This window comes from Desulfobulbus rhabdoformis, assembly GCF_016919065.1.
In the GTDB taxonomy this organism is placed as follows: domain Bacteria; phylum Desulfobacterota; class Desulfobulbia; order Desulfobulbales; family Desulfobulbaceae; genus Desulfobulbus; species Desulfobulbus rhabdoformis.
Window position 1 is genome coordinate 1 of sequence record NZ_JAFFQA010000066.1, and the last position, 15747, is coordinate 15747.

Below are 15747 nucleotides of genomic sequence, written 5' to 3' on the forward strand. Positions count from 1 at the left end.
ACGGATCACCAACAAAACGGAAATACCGCTCTTGAGCTGCGCTGATATTGCGGTAATTCTCAAGGCTACTTTGCCCCGACGAGACATTACGGAATCTGAAATGTTGGAGCAGTTGGAAAAGCGACACCGAAAACGACAGGCATCCATCGATTCTGCGTATAAAGCACAGAGTGAAGAGAAGTTATGCTCTGCCGGATGATCCCCAAAGTAGAACTAACTGCCCCATGTTAATTCTTGCCATTGAAAGCTCCTGTGACGATACGGCAGCGGCCGTACTGGACCCTGATTTTCGGGTTCGCTCATCGATTATCAGCAGCCAAAACGAAATTCACGCCCGCTTTGGAGGTATTGTCCCGGAGCTGGCCTCACGTCGCCATATTGAAATGGTACGGCCGGTGGTGGACGAAGCCCTGTCCAAGGCCGGTGTCTGCCTGGATGATATCGACCTTATCGCCGCCACCCAGGGGCCGGGCCTGGTCGGCTCGCTTTTGGTAGGTTTTACCTTTGCCAAATCCCTGGCCCTGGTGCGCGATCTCCCCTGTGTGGGAGTGGATCATATGGCGGCACACCTGCTCTCCTGTTTACTTGAAGAACGCAGGCCCTCCTTTCCCTACACCGCTCTCATTGTTTCCGGCGGTAACACCTCGCTTTTTAGTGTCACCTCTCCGCTTGATTTTCAGCGTCTTGGCCGCACCAGGGACGACGCTGCCGGAGAAGCCTTCGACAAGGTCGCCAAAATGCTTGATTTAGGCTACCCTGGTGGTCCGGTGATCTCAGAACTGGCACGTAAGGGGGATCCCAAAGCGATCCGCTTTCCCCGAGCCCGGCTGGGTGAGGACAGCCTTGATTTCAGCTTCAGTGGCCTGAAAACTTCGGTTGCAACCTACATCGACAAGCAACGTAAACAGGAAAAAGACCTGGCCCTTCACGATATCTGCGCATCTTTTCAGGAGGCTGTGGTCGAAGTACTGGTGGACAAAACCCTTGCAGCAACCCGTGCAACAGCGCACAAATCCGTTGTTATTGGTGGTGGCGTTGCCGCCAACCCCAGGCTCCGTGAGCTTTTGCAAAACCGCTGTGCCGATCAGGGAATAGAACTCTTTATGCCCTCCATCTGCTACTGCACAGACAACGCCGCCATGATCGGCGTGGCCGGCTATCATCAATATCTCGCTGGCAGAGAAGTCTCTGCCGACAGCGATGCCTATTCCCGCTCTCCTTTGAATTAATCCTATGGCGCATCAACCAACAAAATCTTTTCTCAAGCGCCAGGGACTGGCTCCACAAAAAAAACTGGGCCAAAACTTCCTTGTGCACGAGCGCACCCCTAAACGCATCGTTGATCTCTCTGGCCTGGCCCCCACCGATACGGTTCTTGAGGTCGGCGTTGGCCTTGGCGCCCTGACACGCCCCTTGGCTGCGGCCTGTTCCAAAGTTATCGGCCTCGAGGCGGACTCCGGTATTATTCGCTTGCATCAACAGGAGCAGGACCTGCCTGCAAACGTGGAACTGATCCATGGCGATGTGCTCAAGGTTGACTTTGCCTCTCTGGTCGAGCCCGGCAAGCGGCTGAAAATCGTCACCAACCTGCCCTACTCCATTTCCAGCCCCTTTCTTTTTCGCCTCATTGAACATAAAGAGTTGATCGATTTCGCGGTCGTTATGCTCCAAAAGGAGCTGGCCCAACGGCTTGCAGCCCAGCCGGGCACCAAGGAGTATGGTGCCCCCACGGTTTTACTCGCTGCCTGCGCCACCGTTGAACCACTGCTCTCAGTCCATCCGGCGGAATTTCACCCCCAGCCCAAGGTGGATTCTCTGGTTATTCGCCTGAACTTTCACCCACAGCCTGCAAGCGTGACGGCTCTGGGGGAGTTTAACCGGACACTGTTTACCCGTATCGTCCATGCGGCCTTTGGACAGCGCCGCAAAACCCTGCTCAACGGGCTTGCAAGTGGACGACTCCTCAGTGATAAATCAGAGCTGATCCGAGCCATCGAGGCGGCAGGTATCAGTCCCGCAATTCGAGCCGAGAAACTCAGCCCCCAGGAGTTTGTCGAACTGACCCATGCTCTGGATCAGGCCGGAGCAGCGTCCCCACAAACCTCCTGTTAACGATGAGGCATCCATGAGTGAAGAGAAAAGTGCCCCCCCACAGATCAGCCCCTATGTTTTTCCAATCCTGCTGCTGGGCTTTGGTCTCTGGTGTGGATACGACGGCTGGCTGACTACGGATCCGGAAATGCTTGAACACCAGACCTTTAACCGAGTCGCAGCTGGTGTCCTTCTGCTCTGGGGTGTCGTTGATCTCATGCGAACCCATAAACGGGAAAAGGCCTATAAGGCGCAAAAACAGGTTGAGGAGAGCTCCGCAGACTCCACGGAAGACTGAGGGATGTACCGATGATCACCAACCGGCAACTGATCCTGCCCTACGCGGCTCCCTACCTGGCCTACGTGGGGATTGCCTCCATCCCGGAGCATATACTGCCCATGGAGGCGAGCTACCCCATCAGGCTGATAGCTGTTCCTCTTTTGCTTTTCTGGGGCTGGCGATGGTACTGTCCCATCCTGGGACCGCGTCCGTTCTGGGGCTCAGTGACAACGGGACTTATTGCCGGGCTTGCAGGCCTGGTTGTCTGGATAGCACTGCTCGCTCCATTTACTTCGCCCGAGGAAACCGAGCCCTGGTCGGTTACTGCATTTCTCTTTCGCCTGCTCAGTGCCGGGCTCGTTGTTCCAATCTTTGAAGAGCTGATGATGCGGGGATTTGTTTTCCGCCTGGCTCTGCAATGGGACCAGCTCCGCAAAAAGGGCACAGAAGCTCCCCTGCATGCAGCGCTTGACGAACACAGTATCAACGAGATCAAGCCAGGAGGTTGGTCCTGGGCCGCGGTGACCATCTCAACGCTGGCATTTACCTCCGGCCATGCCACCCAGGAATGGCCTGCAGCCATTGCCTATGGGCTGCTCATGGCCTTTTTATGGATCTGGCGAAAAGACCTTATCGCCTGCATCACGGCCCATGCGATCACGAATATAACCCTGGCATGGTTTGTCTATGCAACCGGCTCTTGGCAATACTGGTAAAATAGCGTACAAGAGAATATTGTCTGTTGCATGAAGGCCGACACCTCATGCCCCGATTAATCTGTCTGCGCCCTCCCCCTACCATACCGGGATCATGAGCCTTAAACGTATTGCCCGCTTTTACAGCCTTCGTTTCAAACGCCTGCAAGGTTCCCCCCACTCACTTGCTCTGGGGGCAGCTATTGGATCTGCCGTGGGCGCTACGCCCACCCTGCCTTTCCATAATATTCTCATCCTTGCCTTTACGCTCGGCTCCCGCTCCAACCCCATCGCCGGGATTCTGGCAGCCAATGTGGTCAGTAATCCACTCACCTTTGGCCCGCAGTACTTTCTGGCCTGGAAAATCGGCAATTTTCTCCTCCCTGGACGTCTGAGTTGGGAAAAAATCAAAGACACCTTGTATCTGATCAAGCACCAGGGACTGACGGAAAGCTTCTCCACCCTGAGCAACATGGGAGGGGATACAGTGCTGGTCATGCTCGCCGGCGGTATTGTGCTTGCCATTCCCAGTGGCCTACTCACGTACTATTTCGTGTATCGATTCTTCCTCAGGATCAGGGCACGACGCCAAAAAAAGCACATACTCGACAACTAAGATGCACAATTTCGTCTTTCATAACCCCACAAAAATCCTCTTTGGACAGTCCACCCTCGACTCTCTGGGTCCGGAAACCGCCGCCTGGGGCAGCAAAGCCCTGCTCGTCTATGGACAAAAAAGCTGCAAGCATAACGGGGTATACGACAGGGTTCTTCAGGCACTGCAAGCTGCAGAAATAACCGTGGTTGAGCACGGAGGAGTGCAGTCCAACCCTCTGCTTTCCCATGCCCGCCTTGGTATAGAGCGGGCCAAACAAGAAGGTATTGAGGTCATCGTTGCCGTGGGGGGTGGATCTGTCCTGGACACGGCCAAAGCAATCGGTGCAGGGACTGTAGTTGCCCACGATGTCTGGAAATTTTTTACCGGTAAGAAGGGAGTGAAGGGGACGCTTCCGGTGGTGACCGTGCCCACCCTGGCGGCTTCAGGCTCAGAGATGAATTCGGGTATGGTCCTGACCAATGACCAGACCCTGGAAAAATTTGGTTTCGGCCACCGCCTGCTCTTTCCCAAGGTTTCTATTTTAGACCCTGAGCTGACCTTTTCCGTGCCCCCTGATTACACCGCCTTTGGGGCCGTGGACGCGCTGAGTCATGTTCTGGAATTTTATCTCACTACCCAAGAGCCCCAGCCCCGCGTTCAGGACAGGCTGATGGAAGGGTTGATGGAAAATGCGATCTCCGGGTGTAAGCGCTGCCTGATCGATCCGCTGGATTACAACGCGCGTGCCGATCTCATGTGGACCTCTGCCCTGGCGCTTAGTGGCCTCACGGCCTCAGGCCTTGGCCGGGTCGGTTTTCCTATGCATCTGATCGAACACTCCATGAGTGCGCTGTTTCATGTTGCCCACGGAGCCGGGCTTGCCGTGGTCATGCTGGGGTGGCTTCAGGCTCATTTAGAGTCTCACACCGCCCGAATTGCACAACTGGGCCGTCGGGTATTTAAGGTGACGGCAGGAACCGAACTCTCTGCTGCCCAGCAAACCATTAGTGCACTTCATGATTGGCTCCTTGCCATTGGGGCACCGACCACCCTGGAAGAACTGGACATAGCGCCTGGGGATATAGAACGCCTTGCAGACAACACCCGTGGCCTTGCCCGTATCTGGCGTCTTCGGGAGTATACTCCGACGCGGGTGGCGACAATTCTTGGGTTCTGCACCTCCAATTCTCACCTGGCCGAAGGACAGGAGAAAAATACTCTTTCCCCATGACAATCATGGGCTCATGCGGTACATTGCCCTTGACTTGCACCACAAATGAGGCTTTTACCAGGATGGCTAGAGGCAGCATTTTTAAACGTTCAAAGCGTTTGCTTCATTCCCCCAAAACGCTTAACGGGTCTATCCTGCCAGCCCCCAACTACAGGTTATTTATCCGACTATGAAAGACAACGTCCCAGCAGGACAGGCAGTACCGGCGGATTGGCTCAGTAATTTTGACCGATATCTGATCAGCGAAGGTACCCACGAGCGTGCCTACGAAAAACTTGGTGCGCACCTCATCCGTTTTGGCAAGGACAGTGGTGTCGTCTTTGCTGTCTGGGCACCGAACGCCCACCAGGTAGCCTTAGTCGGGGATTTTAATCATTGGGATGGCAGCAGCCACTTCATGTACCCATCAGACAGTGGTATCTGGACCATCTTTCTCCCTGGGCTCTCTGAATTTTCCGTTTACAAATACCGTATTACCAGCCAGTCCGGCGACGAACATGACAAGGCCGATCCCTACGGATTTGCCATGGAAGAACGTCCCCGCACCGGCTCTGTCGTGGCCGACCTTGACCGCTATCAGTGGCAGGACCAGGCCTGGATCGCTGGTCGCCAAGATCGCCAGGCCTTAAATGCTCCTATCTCCATCTACGAGGTCCATCTTGGCTCCTGGCGCAAAATTGTCGATAAAAAATGGGGGAAGCGCTATCTCAGTTATAAAGAACTGGCGGCGACCCTCATCCCCTATGTAGTGGATATGGGCTACACCCATATCGAACTCTTACCTATTGCCGAATACCCCTTTGATGGCTCCTGGGGATATCAGGTACTGGGCTTTTATGCCCCAACTTCACGCTTCGGCGCCCCGGAAGATTTCATGTACTTTGTGGACCAGTGCCATGCTGCGGGCCTGGGGGTAATCCTGGACTGGGTCCCAGCTCATTTTCCCAAAGACGGCGCAGGACTCAACCAATTCGACGGAACCCAGCTCTACGCCCATGCCAACCCGCTTCAGGGCGAGCACCAGGACTGGGGTACCATGATCTTCAACTACGCCCGTAATGAGGTCCGCTCATTCCTGATCTCAAACGCCCTGTTCTGGATCGACAAATACCACATCGATGGCCTGCGGGTGGACGCAGTGGCCTCCATGCTCTATCTGGACTACTCCCGTGAAGAGGGGCAATGGATTCCCAATGAACACGGGGGACGGGAAAACCTTGCCGCCATTACCTTTCTCCAAAAGGTCAACGAGGTTGTCCACGGCCTCTTTCCAGGTGTCCTCACCATTGCCGAAGAATCCACCTCCTGGCCAATGGTCAGTCGCCCCACCTATCTTGGAGGGCTTGGTTTCAGTCTGAAATGGAACATGGGCTGGATGCACGACACATTGGGCTATATGGCCAAAGATCCACTCTATCGCCGCTTTCATCATAACCAGATGACCTTTGGCATGCTCTACGCCTTTCAGGAGAACTTTGTCTTGCCCATCAGTCACGATGAGGTGGTGCATGGCAAGGGATCCTTGCTGGGTAAAATGAGTGGCGATGAGTGGCAGAAATTTGCCAACCTTCGTGCCTACTTGAGCTTTATGTGGGGGTATTCCGGCAAAAAACTGCTCTTCATGGGCTGTGAATTTGGCCAATGGCAGGAATGGAACCATGACACCGGCCTCGAGTGGGAAGCCCTCAAAGCCCCCACCCATCTGGGCACACAGCGACTTGTGCGGGATCTGAACCTGGTTTATCGGCATGAGCCCGCGCTTTATCAGGTCGACTTTGAGTGGAATGGTTTTCAGTGGATTGATGCCAATGACACCGATAATTCGGTCTTTTCCTTTATCCGGTACTCGGAAGACCGCACGCGACATGTCCTCGTTGTCTCCAACCTGACCCCTGTTGTCCGCCGTGGGTATAGAATCGGTGTGCCTCAAAGCGGCAGGTACAAGGAAATGATCAATTCAGACCTTGAAATCTACGGCGGCAGTGGCGTGGCTAACGGAACCAAACTTTTGAGCCAAAGTATTAAAAGCCACACCTACGAGCAGAGCCTTTCACTGACCCTGCCGCCACTGGCAACGCTTATCCTGCAACCGCACCAGGAATAAAGGGAATCTTGAATAATTGCTTTTTCTTCCACCCCCTGCGTCATGTTTAAAGGATGCCTTCCCTGGCAGTAGAAATTCACTACTGACGCAGGCGTCCAGCTTTTTACCTTTTCTCTTTTTCCCAAGACTTTAACCCTACCACACAAGCTATGAAAACCCGTCTTATACTCGTCTCCATTGCTGGTGTTGCCGCCTATGTAGTGCTCGCCAATTTCAACAGCAAAGTGATCGAAGAGTCCAATCTCTCCGAGCAGAAGCTTCCGGCCATCACCCATTCACAGACAGTGGACAAGCCGCTGGCTCCGCTAGTAAAAACGAACTCGCAGGTCACAACGCCCACAGAAACTGCTCCCCAAATGACAAAGGAGCCAATCGCGGAGCCCCAAACTGAGGAGCAAAAAGAGCAGCTCGAGTCTCAGGAGCAACATGCCGCGCCGACACCTGACGTTGCTGAGCCTGAAAACAGCGAAGAAGCTGTGATGGCGGAAGAAACCACATTACCTGCCGATACAGTCAATCTTGAAAAGGAAAGCACAGAAAGTGTTCAAGAGGTAAACGACGAGGCCGCTGAAAAACTAGCGCAAGAAAAAGAGAAACTGCAACAGCTTGAAGAGGCTGTAGGAGCAAAAAAAGAAGAGGTAAACCAGCTACAGGCAGCACAGGAAGCGCTCAAGCTCACATATGAGCAGATGGCGACTGAACTCGTTGAAAAACTCAAGGCAACTGATGCCCAGCTTCAGAAGCAACTCAGCCAGAAAGCAGAATCCATTGCCCAGCTCATCGCCGCAAATAATGATCTCAACAGTAAACTGGCCTCTGCCAAAGCAGCTTTCATGGCCTTGAATGAAGAGCTTGCAGCACGTAAGCAAGCAGGCGATGTTGAGCCTGGTGTTTCAGAAGAAGAATTATCTGTTGAAAAGAATACCGATCAGGAGCAAGCAGAGGCTCAATCGGACGTTACCACCTTTACCACCCTGATTGAAACGCTGCAGAAAAGCGGTGAGCAACTCACAACCAAGCTTGAAAAGCTTCAAGAAAAGCACGCCGTAACTCTTGCCGGGCTCAAACAGGAACTTGCAGCGGTACAGGCCAAGCAGGAAGAAACAACCCAGGAACTGACTGCGCTGCAGGATAATATCCAGGCAAAAGAAAAAGAAATCCAAAAGATCCAAAGCGAAAAGCAGGCAAAGGATGCCGCGCTCAAAAAGAAAGCCGCCGAGTTGGACAAAACGCTCTATAAACTCCAGGCCCTCCGCCAGGAGGCAAGCGCACAGCCACAGGCCACCTCCACTATTCAGATGCTTCTGGATGAACGGTCTCGCGAACTGACTGCGCTCCAAAAGAGGGCTGCAACACAACTTGAGGCAGCCCAAGAGCAACTTGCTGCGCTTAAAGAAAAAAATGGCGAGCAGATAGCCTCCTTGCAAGCGGAGAAGCAACAACTTGAAAAGAAGCTGTCCACTCTCCAGGAAAACAGCGAAACCGAGGATACATCTGTCGAGCAATTGCAAGCCGCAACTCAGGAGGCTGTTGCTGAAAAAGAGCAACAGATCCAGCAGCTGAGTCAGGAAACGCGTCCCGTTGAAGAACAGCTACAACGACTGAAGCTGCAACTGCAGGCGGCCACGGCCAAAGAGTTAGTCAGCGACAACGCTATCAGCACGCTGAAACAGACGGTTAGCGAAAGAGAGAACCAGATTGCAGAGTTGAGCGAACGGCAAAAACAGCTGATGGCGGAACTTGCCCAGGCCAACGAACAGTTGCGAACCGTGCAACACAAGCAGACAGACGACACGGACACAGTTACCGCCCTCCAACAAACTGTAGCTGAAAAAAAGAGTGAACTGGAAGCGCTGAATGGTTCGGCGACACAGTTGCAGACCAAACTGAAAGCGGCAGAAAAACAATTGCAGGCCGCCTCCAGAAAACAGGCTTCAACTGAGGGCCGGGTCAAGGAACTCGAGCAGGTACTCCAAGAAAAAGAAGCAACTATAACCTCCTTAACCGAGCAGGCCCAGGTTCTTAAGGCGGAGATTGCGCAGTCCACCAACGAGCTTGCCACTGCCGATGGGCAGCAGGTTCAGGCTACACAGAATTTACAGACACTCAAAGACAGGGTTGCTGACAAAGAACAGCAGATTGCCACCTTAAGTCAGGCAAGCATGAATCTGCAGAAAGAACTGAAAACAGCGCAACAGGCACTTGAGACAGCGACAGCCCAACGCGCAGAAAATGAAAACATCATCGGTTCACTGCAGGCAGATGTCGCTAACCAGAAAACAACAATCCAAGAGATGCAGGCTGCAGCCAAGGCACTTAAGATTGAATTAAAAAAGACAACTGCCCGCCTTGAGGCTGTTACCTCCCAACAGGAAAAAACAGACAGTACCGCAACCGGCCTGCAACAAGAGCTTATAACCAAGGAGCAAAAGCTCGCGGAGATGTCGGTTACCCTGGAAGAATTGCAGGGAGACCTGAAAACCACAGAGGCTAAGCTCCAGTCTGTGGAGTCCAGTCAGAAAGACGCAACAACTCTGGCAACGACCCTGCAGCACCAGGCAGCTGAGCTGCAGCAGCAACTTGCAGAGTCAAATACGGCCAACACAACACTCCACGACGAACTGAAAACAGCACAGGAAGCACTTCAGGTCGCGGCAGAAAGGCAAGCGGCAGACCAGGAGCTGATGCGGCAGCTGCAGGCCAGTGTCGAAGAAAAACAGCAAAAATTACATGCAGTTCAGGCCGCCAAGGAGTCCCTTGAGCAGGATTATGATACCGCAATGGATGAGCTGCTGGACGCCAATACCAAGCTGACAGAGGCCAATACTGCAATCACTACGCTTCAAGAGAAGCTGGCTCAGCAGGAAACCCGGATTGCGACAATGACAGCTCAACGACAGGAGGTGGAAAACAAACTGGCAGACACCTCTGCGCAGCTTGCACAACAAACAGAATTGCAGGCTGCTGGAGCCAAACAAATTGAAGCGCTGCAACAGACAATCGCAACCAAAGAAACAAACCTTGAGCAACTCCGGACAACAGCAACAGATGTGCAGGCCGAGCTTGCCACGTCTCAAGAGCAACTGACTGCTCTGCATGCAGCCCAGGGAGAAAGCCTCAAGGTTATTGCAAAATTAAAAGATACACTTGCCCAGAAGGAGCAGGCCATTGCAGCCATGGCCGCTGAACATCAGGCGCTGCAGGACAAACTGGCCGCAAGCACACAGCAGTTAGAGCAAACACAAAAGCAGCGTTTGAGAACCGAGCAGAGTGTTACCGAGCTGCAGGCACAGGCTTCTGCGCAGCAAGAGAAAATGGCTGCAATGAACGAGGCTGCACAAGCGCTTGAGAGTCAACTCAACACCGCCAGTGAGCAACTCCAGGCAGTACGGGCCAAGCAAGAGGAAAGCCAGGCTCAAATAGCCAATGTAACCCAAGCGCTCCAAGACAAAGAGGAGATGGTTAAATCCCTCCAGGAGCAGGCGAGCACGCTTCAGGCTGACATTGCCGATAAAGAAGCCCGAATTGGAGCACTTGCCCCGGAGGCCTCTGCGTTGCAGGCAGAGATTAAAAAACTCAAGCAAGAGGCCGGTACGGCCCATGAGATGCAAGCCGAAACCGAGGCGAACCTGAGCCAGGCGCAAGCAGCACTTGCCGAAAAAGAGGAACAGAGCGCCACGCTCATCAAGGAAAAAGCACTCTTGCAGAGTTCGCTTGAGGTAACGACCACGGCCCTGAAAGAGACACAGAGCGTGATTGAAAACCTACGGCAGAAGGTGGAAGCGCAATCCCAATCTCTTACTGAACTTCAGCAAAACCTGGATGACAAGGTCGCTGAAATCGATGAGCTGAAACAACAGTCAGCAGCCGACCTTGAAGAACTTCAAGGACAGATCACCACCCTCAACGAGCAGAAGGCTCAGCAGGAGGCAGTACTTCAGGAAAAGATCGAGGCACTTGATGCAGCGCAGGCCCAGGTAACGAGCCTGGAGGAAGAGGTTGCCCAACATCCCGTGGCGCTTGCCCAGATGCAGAAAAAAATCGATGGCAAAGGAGCTGAAATTGATCAGCTCAAAGAGAGTAACAGGGAGCGGCAGCAGACCCTTGAAGCGGCTCAAGCCCAGCTCGCCCAGGTCCAGGAGCAGGTACGTACCCTTCAGGATACTATCAACGCAACCAAGAAACAGCTGGCCGCCACTCATGCCATGCAGGAAGAAGCCAAGGTGGTTGCAGCCAAGCTCAGCGCCGCCCATGACACCAATATAGGCCTCACCAGCCAGCTCAGTGCTCTGCAGGACGAAAACAGACGGCTTCTGAACTACAAAAAACGCTATGACCTCAATGAAGAGGCTGTTGCCAACGCGACAAAGCTCAAAAGAAAGCTCGCGTCGCTTCAGGGGAAAATTTCTGATCTGAGAAACCAGCTGACCGAAAAGGACAGTGCGCTGCGAAAGGCCACACACGATAGCCAACAGGTGGGGGCATTGCAGGAAAAGCTCAACGCACTCACCAACAAGGTGGAAGCTGACAACAGCACTCTTGCAGAGGTACAGGCGCAAAAATCCGAACTGGAGACCAAGCTTGCAGATGCACAGGCGGGGATAGCTGCAAGTGAGGAGCTGAAAAAAGCACTCGAGGAAAAATCCACAGCACTGCAGGAAGCCCGGGCTAAACTGGAAGGGGAAGGTGACGACGACCAGGTGGACGCATTGAAGGTACAGCTCGCTAAAAGCGAACAAGCAAAAGAAGCCGCTCAGGAGCAGATTGCCGCCAACAAGCAGGCGGTGAAGACCCTCAAGGCTGAACTAGCAGCGGCTCAGGCAACCATTGAAGAGCAGACAACCAAACTGAAATCACAAGGTCCGGCAGATCAGGTCAAAAATCTGGAAGAAGAAATCGCCACTCTGGAGGCAAAACTCACCGAACTCACCACTGGCCAGGAGCAGATGCACAGTGAGCTTGCAGAGGCTAACGCCCTTGCGGAAAGCAAAAGCGAAGCGGCTGAAGCTGCCGCCAAAAAGGTTGAGGAACTCCTGGCGGCAAATGAGCAGCTACGCCTTAAACTTGAGCAACAAAGCAACACAGTACCTGAAAACGAAGAAGCGGCAAAGCAGCCAACCGCAGAAAGTGAAGCCTCTTCTGCCCTCCCCCCTGCAGCTCAATCAGAGGAAGCCCCCCAGGTGGTCGCGGATAAGGATAAAGACGGCGTTGCCGATTCCATCGACCTCTGCGAGGAGACAACAAGCGACACCAAGGTCAACGCACTCGGTTGTCCAGCCGGGAAAGGCATTGTTATTGAAGGCGTGACCTTCCGTTCAGGCACAGCGGTCTTCTCCGAAGCCTCGAAGAAACCGCTCAACCGTGTGGTCGATGCCCTCAAGCAGGTACCAGCACTGAAGGTTGAGGTCGCGGGCTACACCGACTCGGCTGGTAATGCCAAGTACAACCTCCACTTGAGTAAGCAGCGTTCCCAGGCAGTGGCCAACTACTTCAGCAGCAACGGCATCGCCAAAGATCGTATGGTGGTCACCGGATACGGCCAGGATAACCCAATCGCCAACAACCGCACTGCAGCAGGACGTCGGCAAAACCGACGGGTGGAGTTACATACGCTTGCTGAGTGATTGTTCCAGGAGAGACAATCAAGAAGGCTCGTGCTCTTTTGAGTACGGGCCTTTGTTGTTTTTATTGGAAACCAAATGATGAGGAGTCTGGTATTTGAAAAAAAACGAAACGATATTATTTGAACAATACAAGATCTACGCTCAACTCTACCAGCATGAAGACAACCTTACATGGACAAAACTTCAAAGATTACTTGTATTATCTGCTGCTCTCTTTACTGTCTACGGGGCAATTTTTTCTCAATCAACGGCCTCCCCGATAATGCTCGTATGCATCACAGTTTTTGGCCTTTTTTCCTCAATAGCATTATTTATTTCCATCGCTAACGGAGTAACCTTTATTACCCTGAGGAAACGCAACACATTAGAAATAGAAGGAGAATTAGCCGAAGCCGGAGGAATGAAAATTCTCGAAAAGGATGAAAATAACTTGGAAGATATTTACCAGAAGAATTCTCTTCTCAAAGTATCTCGAATAGTAAAAACCCGACAAGTCTTACTCTTTATCCCTTTGATTTTAACCAGCGCCTGGTTTTTTTTATTTTTATTTACTTTAAAGGGTGTCTTGAATAGTTAGATTTTTCAATCAGGGCCAGGTAAGCGTCAGACTCCGCGGGATTGGCAGGAAATGTCATTATTCAATATTCCCCAAAATCAACCTTACTTAATTTTATATAATAAAATCAAAATTTTAAATATATAAAAATACAGTCAAACAAAAGGGCCCGCATTCTCCGGAATGCGGGCCTTCTCTTTATTCGGTGGAAATCCCAGGCTGGGCTCACCACTCAACTCACTCCAGCGCAACTCATTCAAAGGTAAAACGAGCGAGCATCTTATGCAGCTGGTCCGCACGTAGCTTCAACTCTTTGGACTGCTGCTCAATCTCTCTGCTGTTATCAGAAAGATGTGAGGTGGTCTGATTAATATCGCCGATTCGCTCATTGATTTCTTCAATAACCATGGTTCCATCACTGATATTTTTGTTCACCGCCTCAATGCCTTCTGAGGTTTTGCCGATACTTCCGGATATCTCCCTGGTCGCCACCGACTGTTCCTCAATGGCGGAGGCAATGGAGACAATAATTTCGTTAATATCGTTAATGACAACGGCAACAGCCTTGATCTGATCAACAGAGCTTGTGGTCGTGGTCTGGACGCCGCTAATCTTGGCCTTGATCTCCGCGGTCGCGTTCGCTGTCTGTGCGGCCAGATCTTTAATCTCATTGGCAACAACGGCAAAGCCTTTACCAGCCTCACCTGCTCTTGCCGCCTCAATGGTAGCATTCAGGGCCAGCAAATTGGTCTGCTCGGATATCTCGGTAATCGTTTCGGTGACCGCACTGATTGCATGGGCTGCCTGCCCAAGCTCCTCCATCTGGTTTGAGGTCTGGGAGGCCTGGCTCACCGCATTTTCAGATATCATCCTCGCCTTTTCTGAATTGGCTGCAATCTCATGAATGGTGGCAGCCATCTCTTCCACGGCTGCAGCCATCATCGAGGCGTTGCTTGTCGTCTCCTCCATGGTCTCAGCAACACGACTGAAGTTGCTGCGCATATCTTCCGATGAAAGTGCTACGGCATTGGCTCGCGCGCTGGTATCTCCGGTATTCTCGGCAAGTTTTGTCGCAACACTCAAAAGGGTATTTGACGAGCTGTCCACGCCCTGGGCGTTGGAAAACGCATCCTTTATCAGAACCTGCAGTTTATCCAAAAACACATTAAACCAGGAAGCCAGTTCACCAATTTCATCTTTGGTCTTGATGTTTAACCGCTTGGTCAGGTCGCCTTCCCCCTCGGCAATGTCTTTTAAGCCAGCGACAATCTCTTTAATTGGTTTGGTGACCTTCACCGAGATCAGGGCGGCAAGGAGTACGACCACCAGCATGGAAACCGTTGTAATGCCTATAACTGTCAACACGGTGGACTTGGCGGTCTCCGCCAATTCAGCCTCTTCAATAAGCCCGACAATGACCCAATCCGTTGTTGTTGAGTGCAGGGAATTGACCCGGTACTCCTTGTCCCGAAGTGTCAGCTGAAACTCTGCATGATTGGTTGTGATAGCCTCTTTGAGCCCACCCAAGCCGACATCGTCAAGCAGCTTATTGTTATTTGATTGTTGGGCAGGATCAGCCAGCACCAACCCGGTCTTATGGAGCAACATGACATAACCGGTTTCACCGATCTGAATATCACTGATGATCTCGGTAATTTTGTTACTCGTGACATCAATCGCCATTACGCCATAGACCTTGCCCGAGCTGTCGGTAAAGGTTCTGGCATTGGAGACAATAAGGGTTTTGTTGACCGCATCCTCATAGGGATTTGTTCTGATAATCTCCCCTCTCTTCTCCATGGCCTTGGTGTACCAGGGACGTTTTCTGGGATCGTAGTTATCTGATATAGAGGTCTCCGGCCACTGGATATACCCGCCATCCTCAGTTCCCATGTAGACATACAGCGTCCCAGGATGCGTCTTGGCGTAATTATCAAATTCCTGGTAGATATTCTGTTCAACGCCTCCATTTTTTGATGGAGTCATGGTGTTCTTTTTTTTATCGAAATAGGTGCTCAAGCTTGCATCCGCACTTTGCACAAGGTGATGCTGCGCAAACATGTCTATGTTGCGATCCAGGTCATCATAAAAGAGGTTCAGGGTGTGGTCCACCAGGGCCATCTGGTGGTTCAGTGTCTTGCCAAATTGCTCATAGACCGAGTTATTAATAAGGAAGGTCACAGCAACGACAATTGGAACTGAGGTAATCAAGATAAGCAGGACGGAATAAACAATGAGCTTCGCCTTCAGAGAGGTAATTTTCATAGGGCTACCAGTCTTTTGAGGTTATCCGAGAGAAGAATATTTCGTACCTGGATTATGGTATCACCTAATTCTACTTTGGGAATCATTTAACTTGCTGAATTTTTATCAAAATTGTGTATAATAACACCATCAAATAATTCATTTTTTGGGGGGGCGTTCTACCTCATCTCAGCGTTTCCCAAAAAAAGAAATTCAGCAAAGGTAAATCCTCATGTCAGACTCCAAGTGTTGACGGGCCTTGCCCGTCAACTTTTGTCTTTCAGTGGGAGTTATCGTCAATTTTTTCAGCGACATACAGTCAAT

At 52.0% G+C, this 15747-nt stretch carries 10 protein-coding genes and 1 pseudogene; 10 read left to right on the forward strand and 1 reads right to left on the reverse strand.

All coding sequences use genetic code 11. The features are described from left to right. The 10 genes and pseudogenes from JWJ90_RS21040 to JWJ90_RS21085 form a co-directional block, all read left to right on the forward strand. Window positions 1-199, forward strand: a pseudogene (locus tag JWJ90_RS21040) (hypothetical protein); the annotation flags it as partial. Window positions 200-224: 25 nt separating this feature from the next. Next, a complete protein-coding gene (tsaD, locus tag JWJ90_RS21045) occupies window positions 225-1229 on the forward strand; it encodes a tRNA (adenosine(37)-N6)-threonylcarbamoyltransferase complex transferase subunit TsaD (protein WP_205229189.1) in 1005 nt (334 codons plus the stop codon). Between the two features lie 4 nt (window positions 1230-1233). Further along, the gene (gene rsmA / locus JWJ90_RS21050; protein ID WP_205229190.1) at window positions 1234-2112 is read left to right on the forward strand and encodes a 16S rRNA (adenine(1518)-N(6)/adenine(1519)-N(6))-dimethyltransferase RsmA; all 879 of its coding nucleotides are present in this window, start codon (window positions 1234-1236) and stop codon (window positions 2110-2112) included. Window positions 2113-2125: 13 nt separating this feature from the next. Beyond that, complete coding sequence (locus JWJ90_RS21055) at window positions 2126-2389, forward strand: hypothetical protein (RefSeq protein ID WP_205229191.1); 264 nt, start codon at window positions 2126-2128, stop codon at window positions 2387-2389. A gap of 11 nt (window positions 2390-2400) precedes the next feature. Then, window positions 2401-3087 (forward strand): CPBP family glutamic-type intramembrane protease, encoded by a 687-nt coding sequence (locus tag JWJ90_RS21060; RefSeq protein WP_205229193.1) that lies wholly within the window; start codon window positions 2401-2403, stop codon window positions 3085-3087. A gap of 94 nt (window positions 3088-3181) precedes the next feature. Beyond that, on the forward strand, window positions 3182-3682 hold the full coding sequence (locus JWJ90_RS21065) for a DUF2062 domain-containing protein (protein WP_205229194.1): 501 nt from the start codon (window positions 3182-3184) through the stop codon (window positions 3680-3682). Window position 3683: 1 nt separating this feature from the next. Further along, complete coding sequence (locus tag JWJ90_RS21070) at window positions 3684-4895, forward strand: iron-containing alcohol dehydrogenase (protein WP_205229196.1); 1212 nt, start codon at window positions 3684-3686, stop codon at window positions 4893-4895. A 169-nt stretch (window positions 4896-5064) separates the two neighbouring features. Then, entirely contained in the window at window positions 5065-6999 is a 1935-nt protein-coding gene (gene glgB, locus JWJ90_RS21075) for a 1,4-alpha-glucan branching protein GlgB (RefSeq protein WP_205229197.1), read from the forward strand. Window positions 7000-7148: 149 nt separating this feature from the next. Next, entirely contained in the window at window positions 7149-12623 is a 5475-nt protein-coding gene (locus tag JWJ90_RS21080) for an OmpA family protein (protein WP_205229199.1), read from the forward strand. Window positions 12624-12717: 94 nt separating this feature from the next. After that, window positions 12718-13200: a RipA family octameric membrane protein gene (locus tag JWJ90_RS21085; protein ID WP_205229200.1), complete on the forward strand. Its 483-nt coding sequence runs from the start codon at window positions 12718-12720 to the stop codon at window positions 13198-13200. Between the two features lie 231 nt (window positions 13201-13431). Here JWJ90_RS21085 and JWJ90_RS21090 read toward each other — a convergent pair whose 3' ends face one another. Then, complete coding sequence (locus JWJ90_RS21090) at window positions 13432-15444, reverse strand: methyl-accepting chemotaxis protein (RefSeq protein WP_205229201.1); 2013 nt, start codon at window positions 15442-15444, stop codon at window positions 13432-13434. Between the last annotated feature and the right edge of the window lie 303 nt (window positions 15445-15747).

What these genes read in the sequence shown, in the direction of transcription:
- rsmA (WP_205229190.1), top strand. Translation starts at nt 1,234, where the DNA reads ATGGCGCATCAACCAACAAAATCTTTTCTCAAGCGCCAGGGACTGGCT.
- JWJ90_RS21055 (WP_205229191.1), top strand. Translation starts at nt 2,126, where the DNA reads ATGAGTGAAGAGAAAAGTGCCCCCCCACAGATCAGCCCCTATGTTTTT.
- JWJ90_RS21090 (WP_205229201.1), bottom strand. Translation starts at nt 15,444, where the DNA reads ATGAAAATTACCTCTCTGAAGGCGAAGCTCATTGTTTATTCCGTCCTG.
- tsaD (WP_205229189.1), top strand. Translation starts at nt 225, where the DNA reads ATGTTAATTCTTGCCATTGAAAGCTCCTGTGACGATACGGCAGCGGCC.
- glgB (WP_205229197.1), top strand. Translation starts at nt 5,065, where the DNA reads ATGAAAGACAACGTCCCAGCAGGACAGGCAGTACCGGCGGATTGGCTC.
- JWJ90_RS21065 (WP_205229194.1), top strand. Translation starts at nt 3,182, where the DNA reads ATGAGCCTTAAACGTATTGCCCGCTTTTACAGCCTTCGTTTCAAACGC.
- JWJ90_RS21060 (WP_205229193.1), top strand. Translation starts at nt 2,401, where the DNA reads ATGATCACCAACCGGCAACTGATCCTGCCCTACGCGGCTCCCTACCTG.
- JWJ90_RS21080 (WP_205229199.1), top strand. Translation starts at nt 7,149, where the DNA reads ATGAAAACCCGTCTTATACTCGTCTCCATTGCTGGTGTTGCCGCCTAT.
- JWJ90_RS21070 (WP_205229196.1), top strand. Translation starts at nt 3,684, where the DNA reads ATGCACAATTTCGTCTTTCATAACCCCACAAAAATCCTCTTTGGACAG.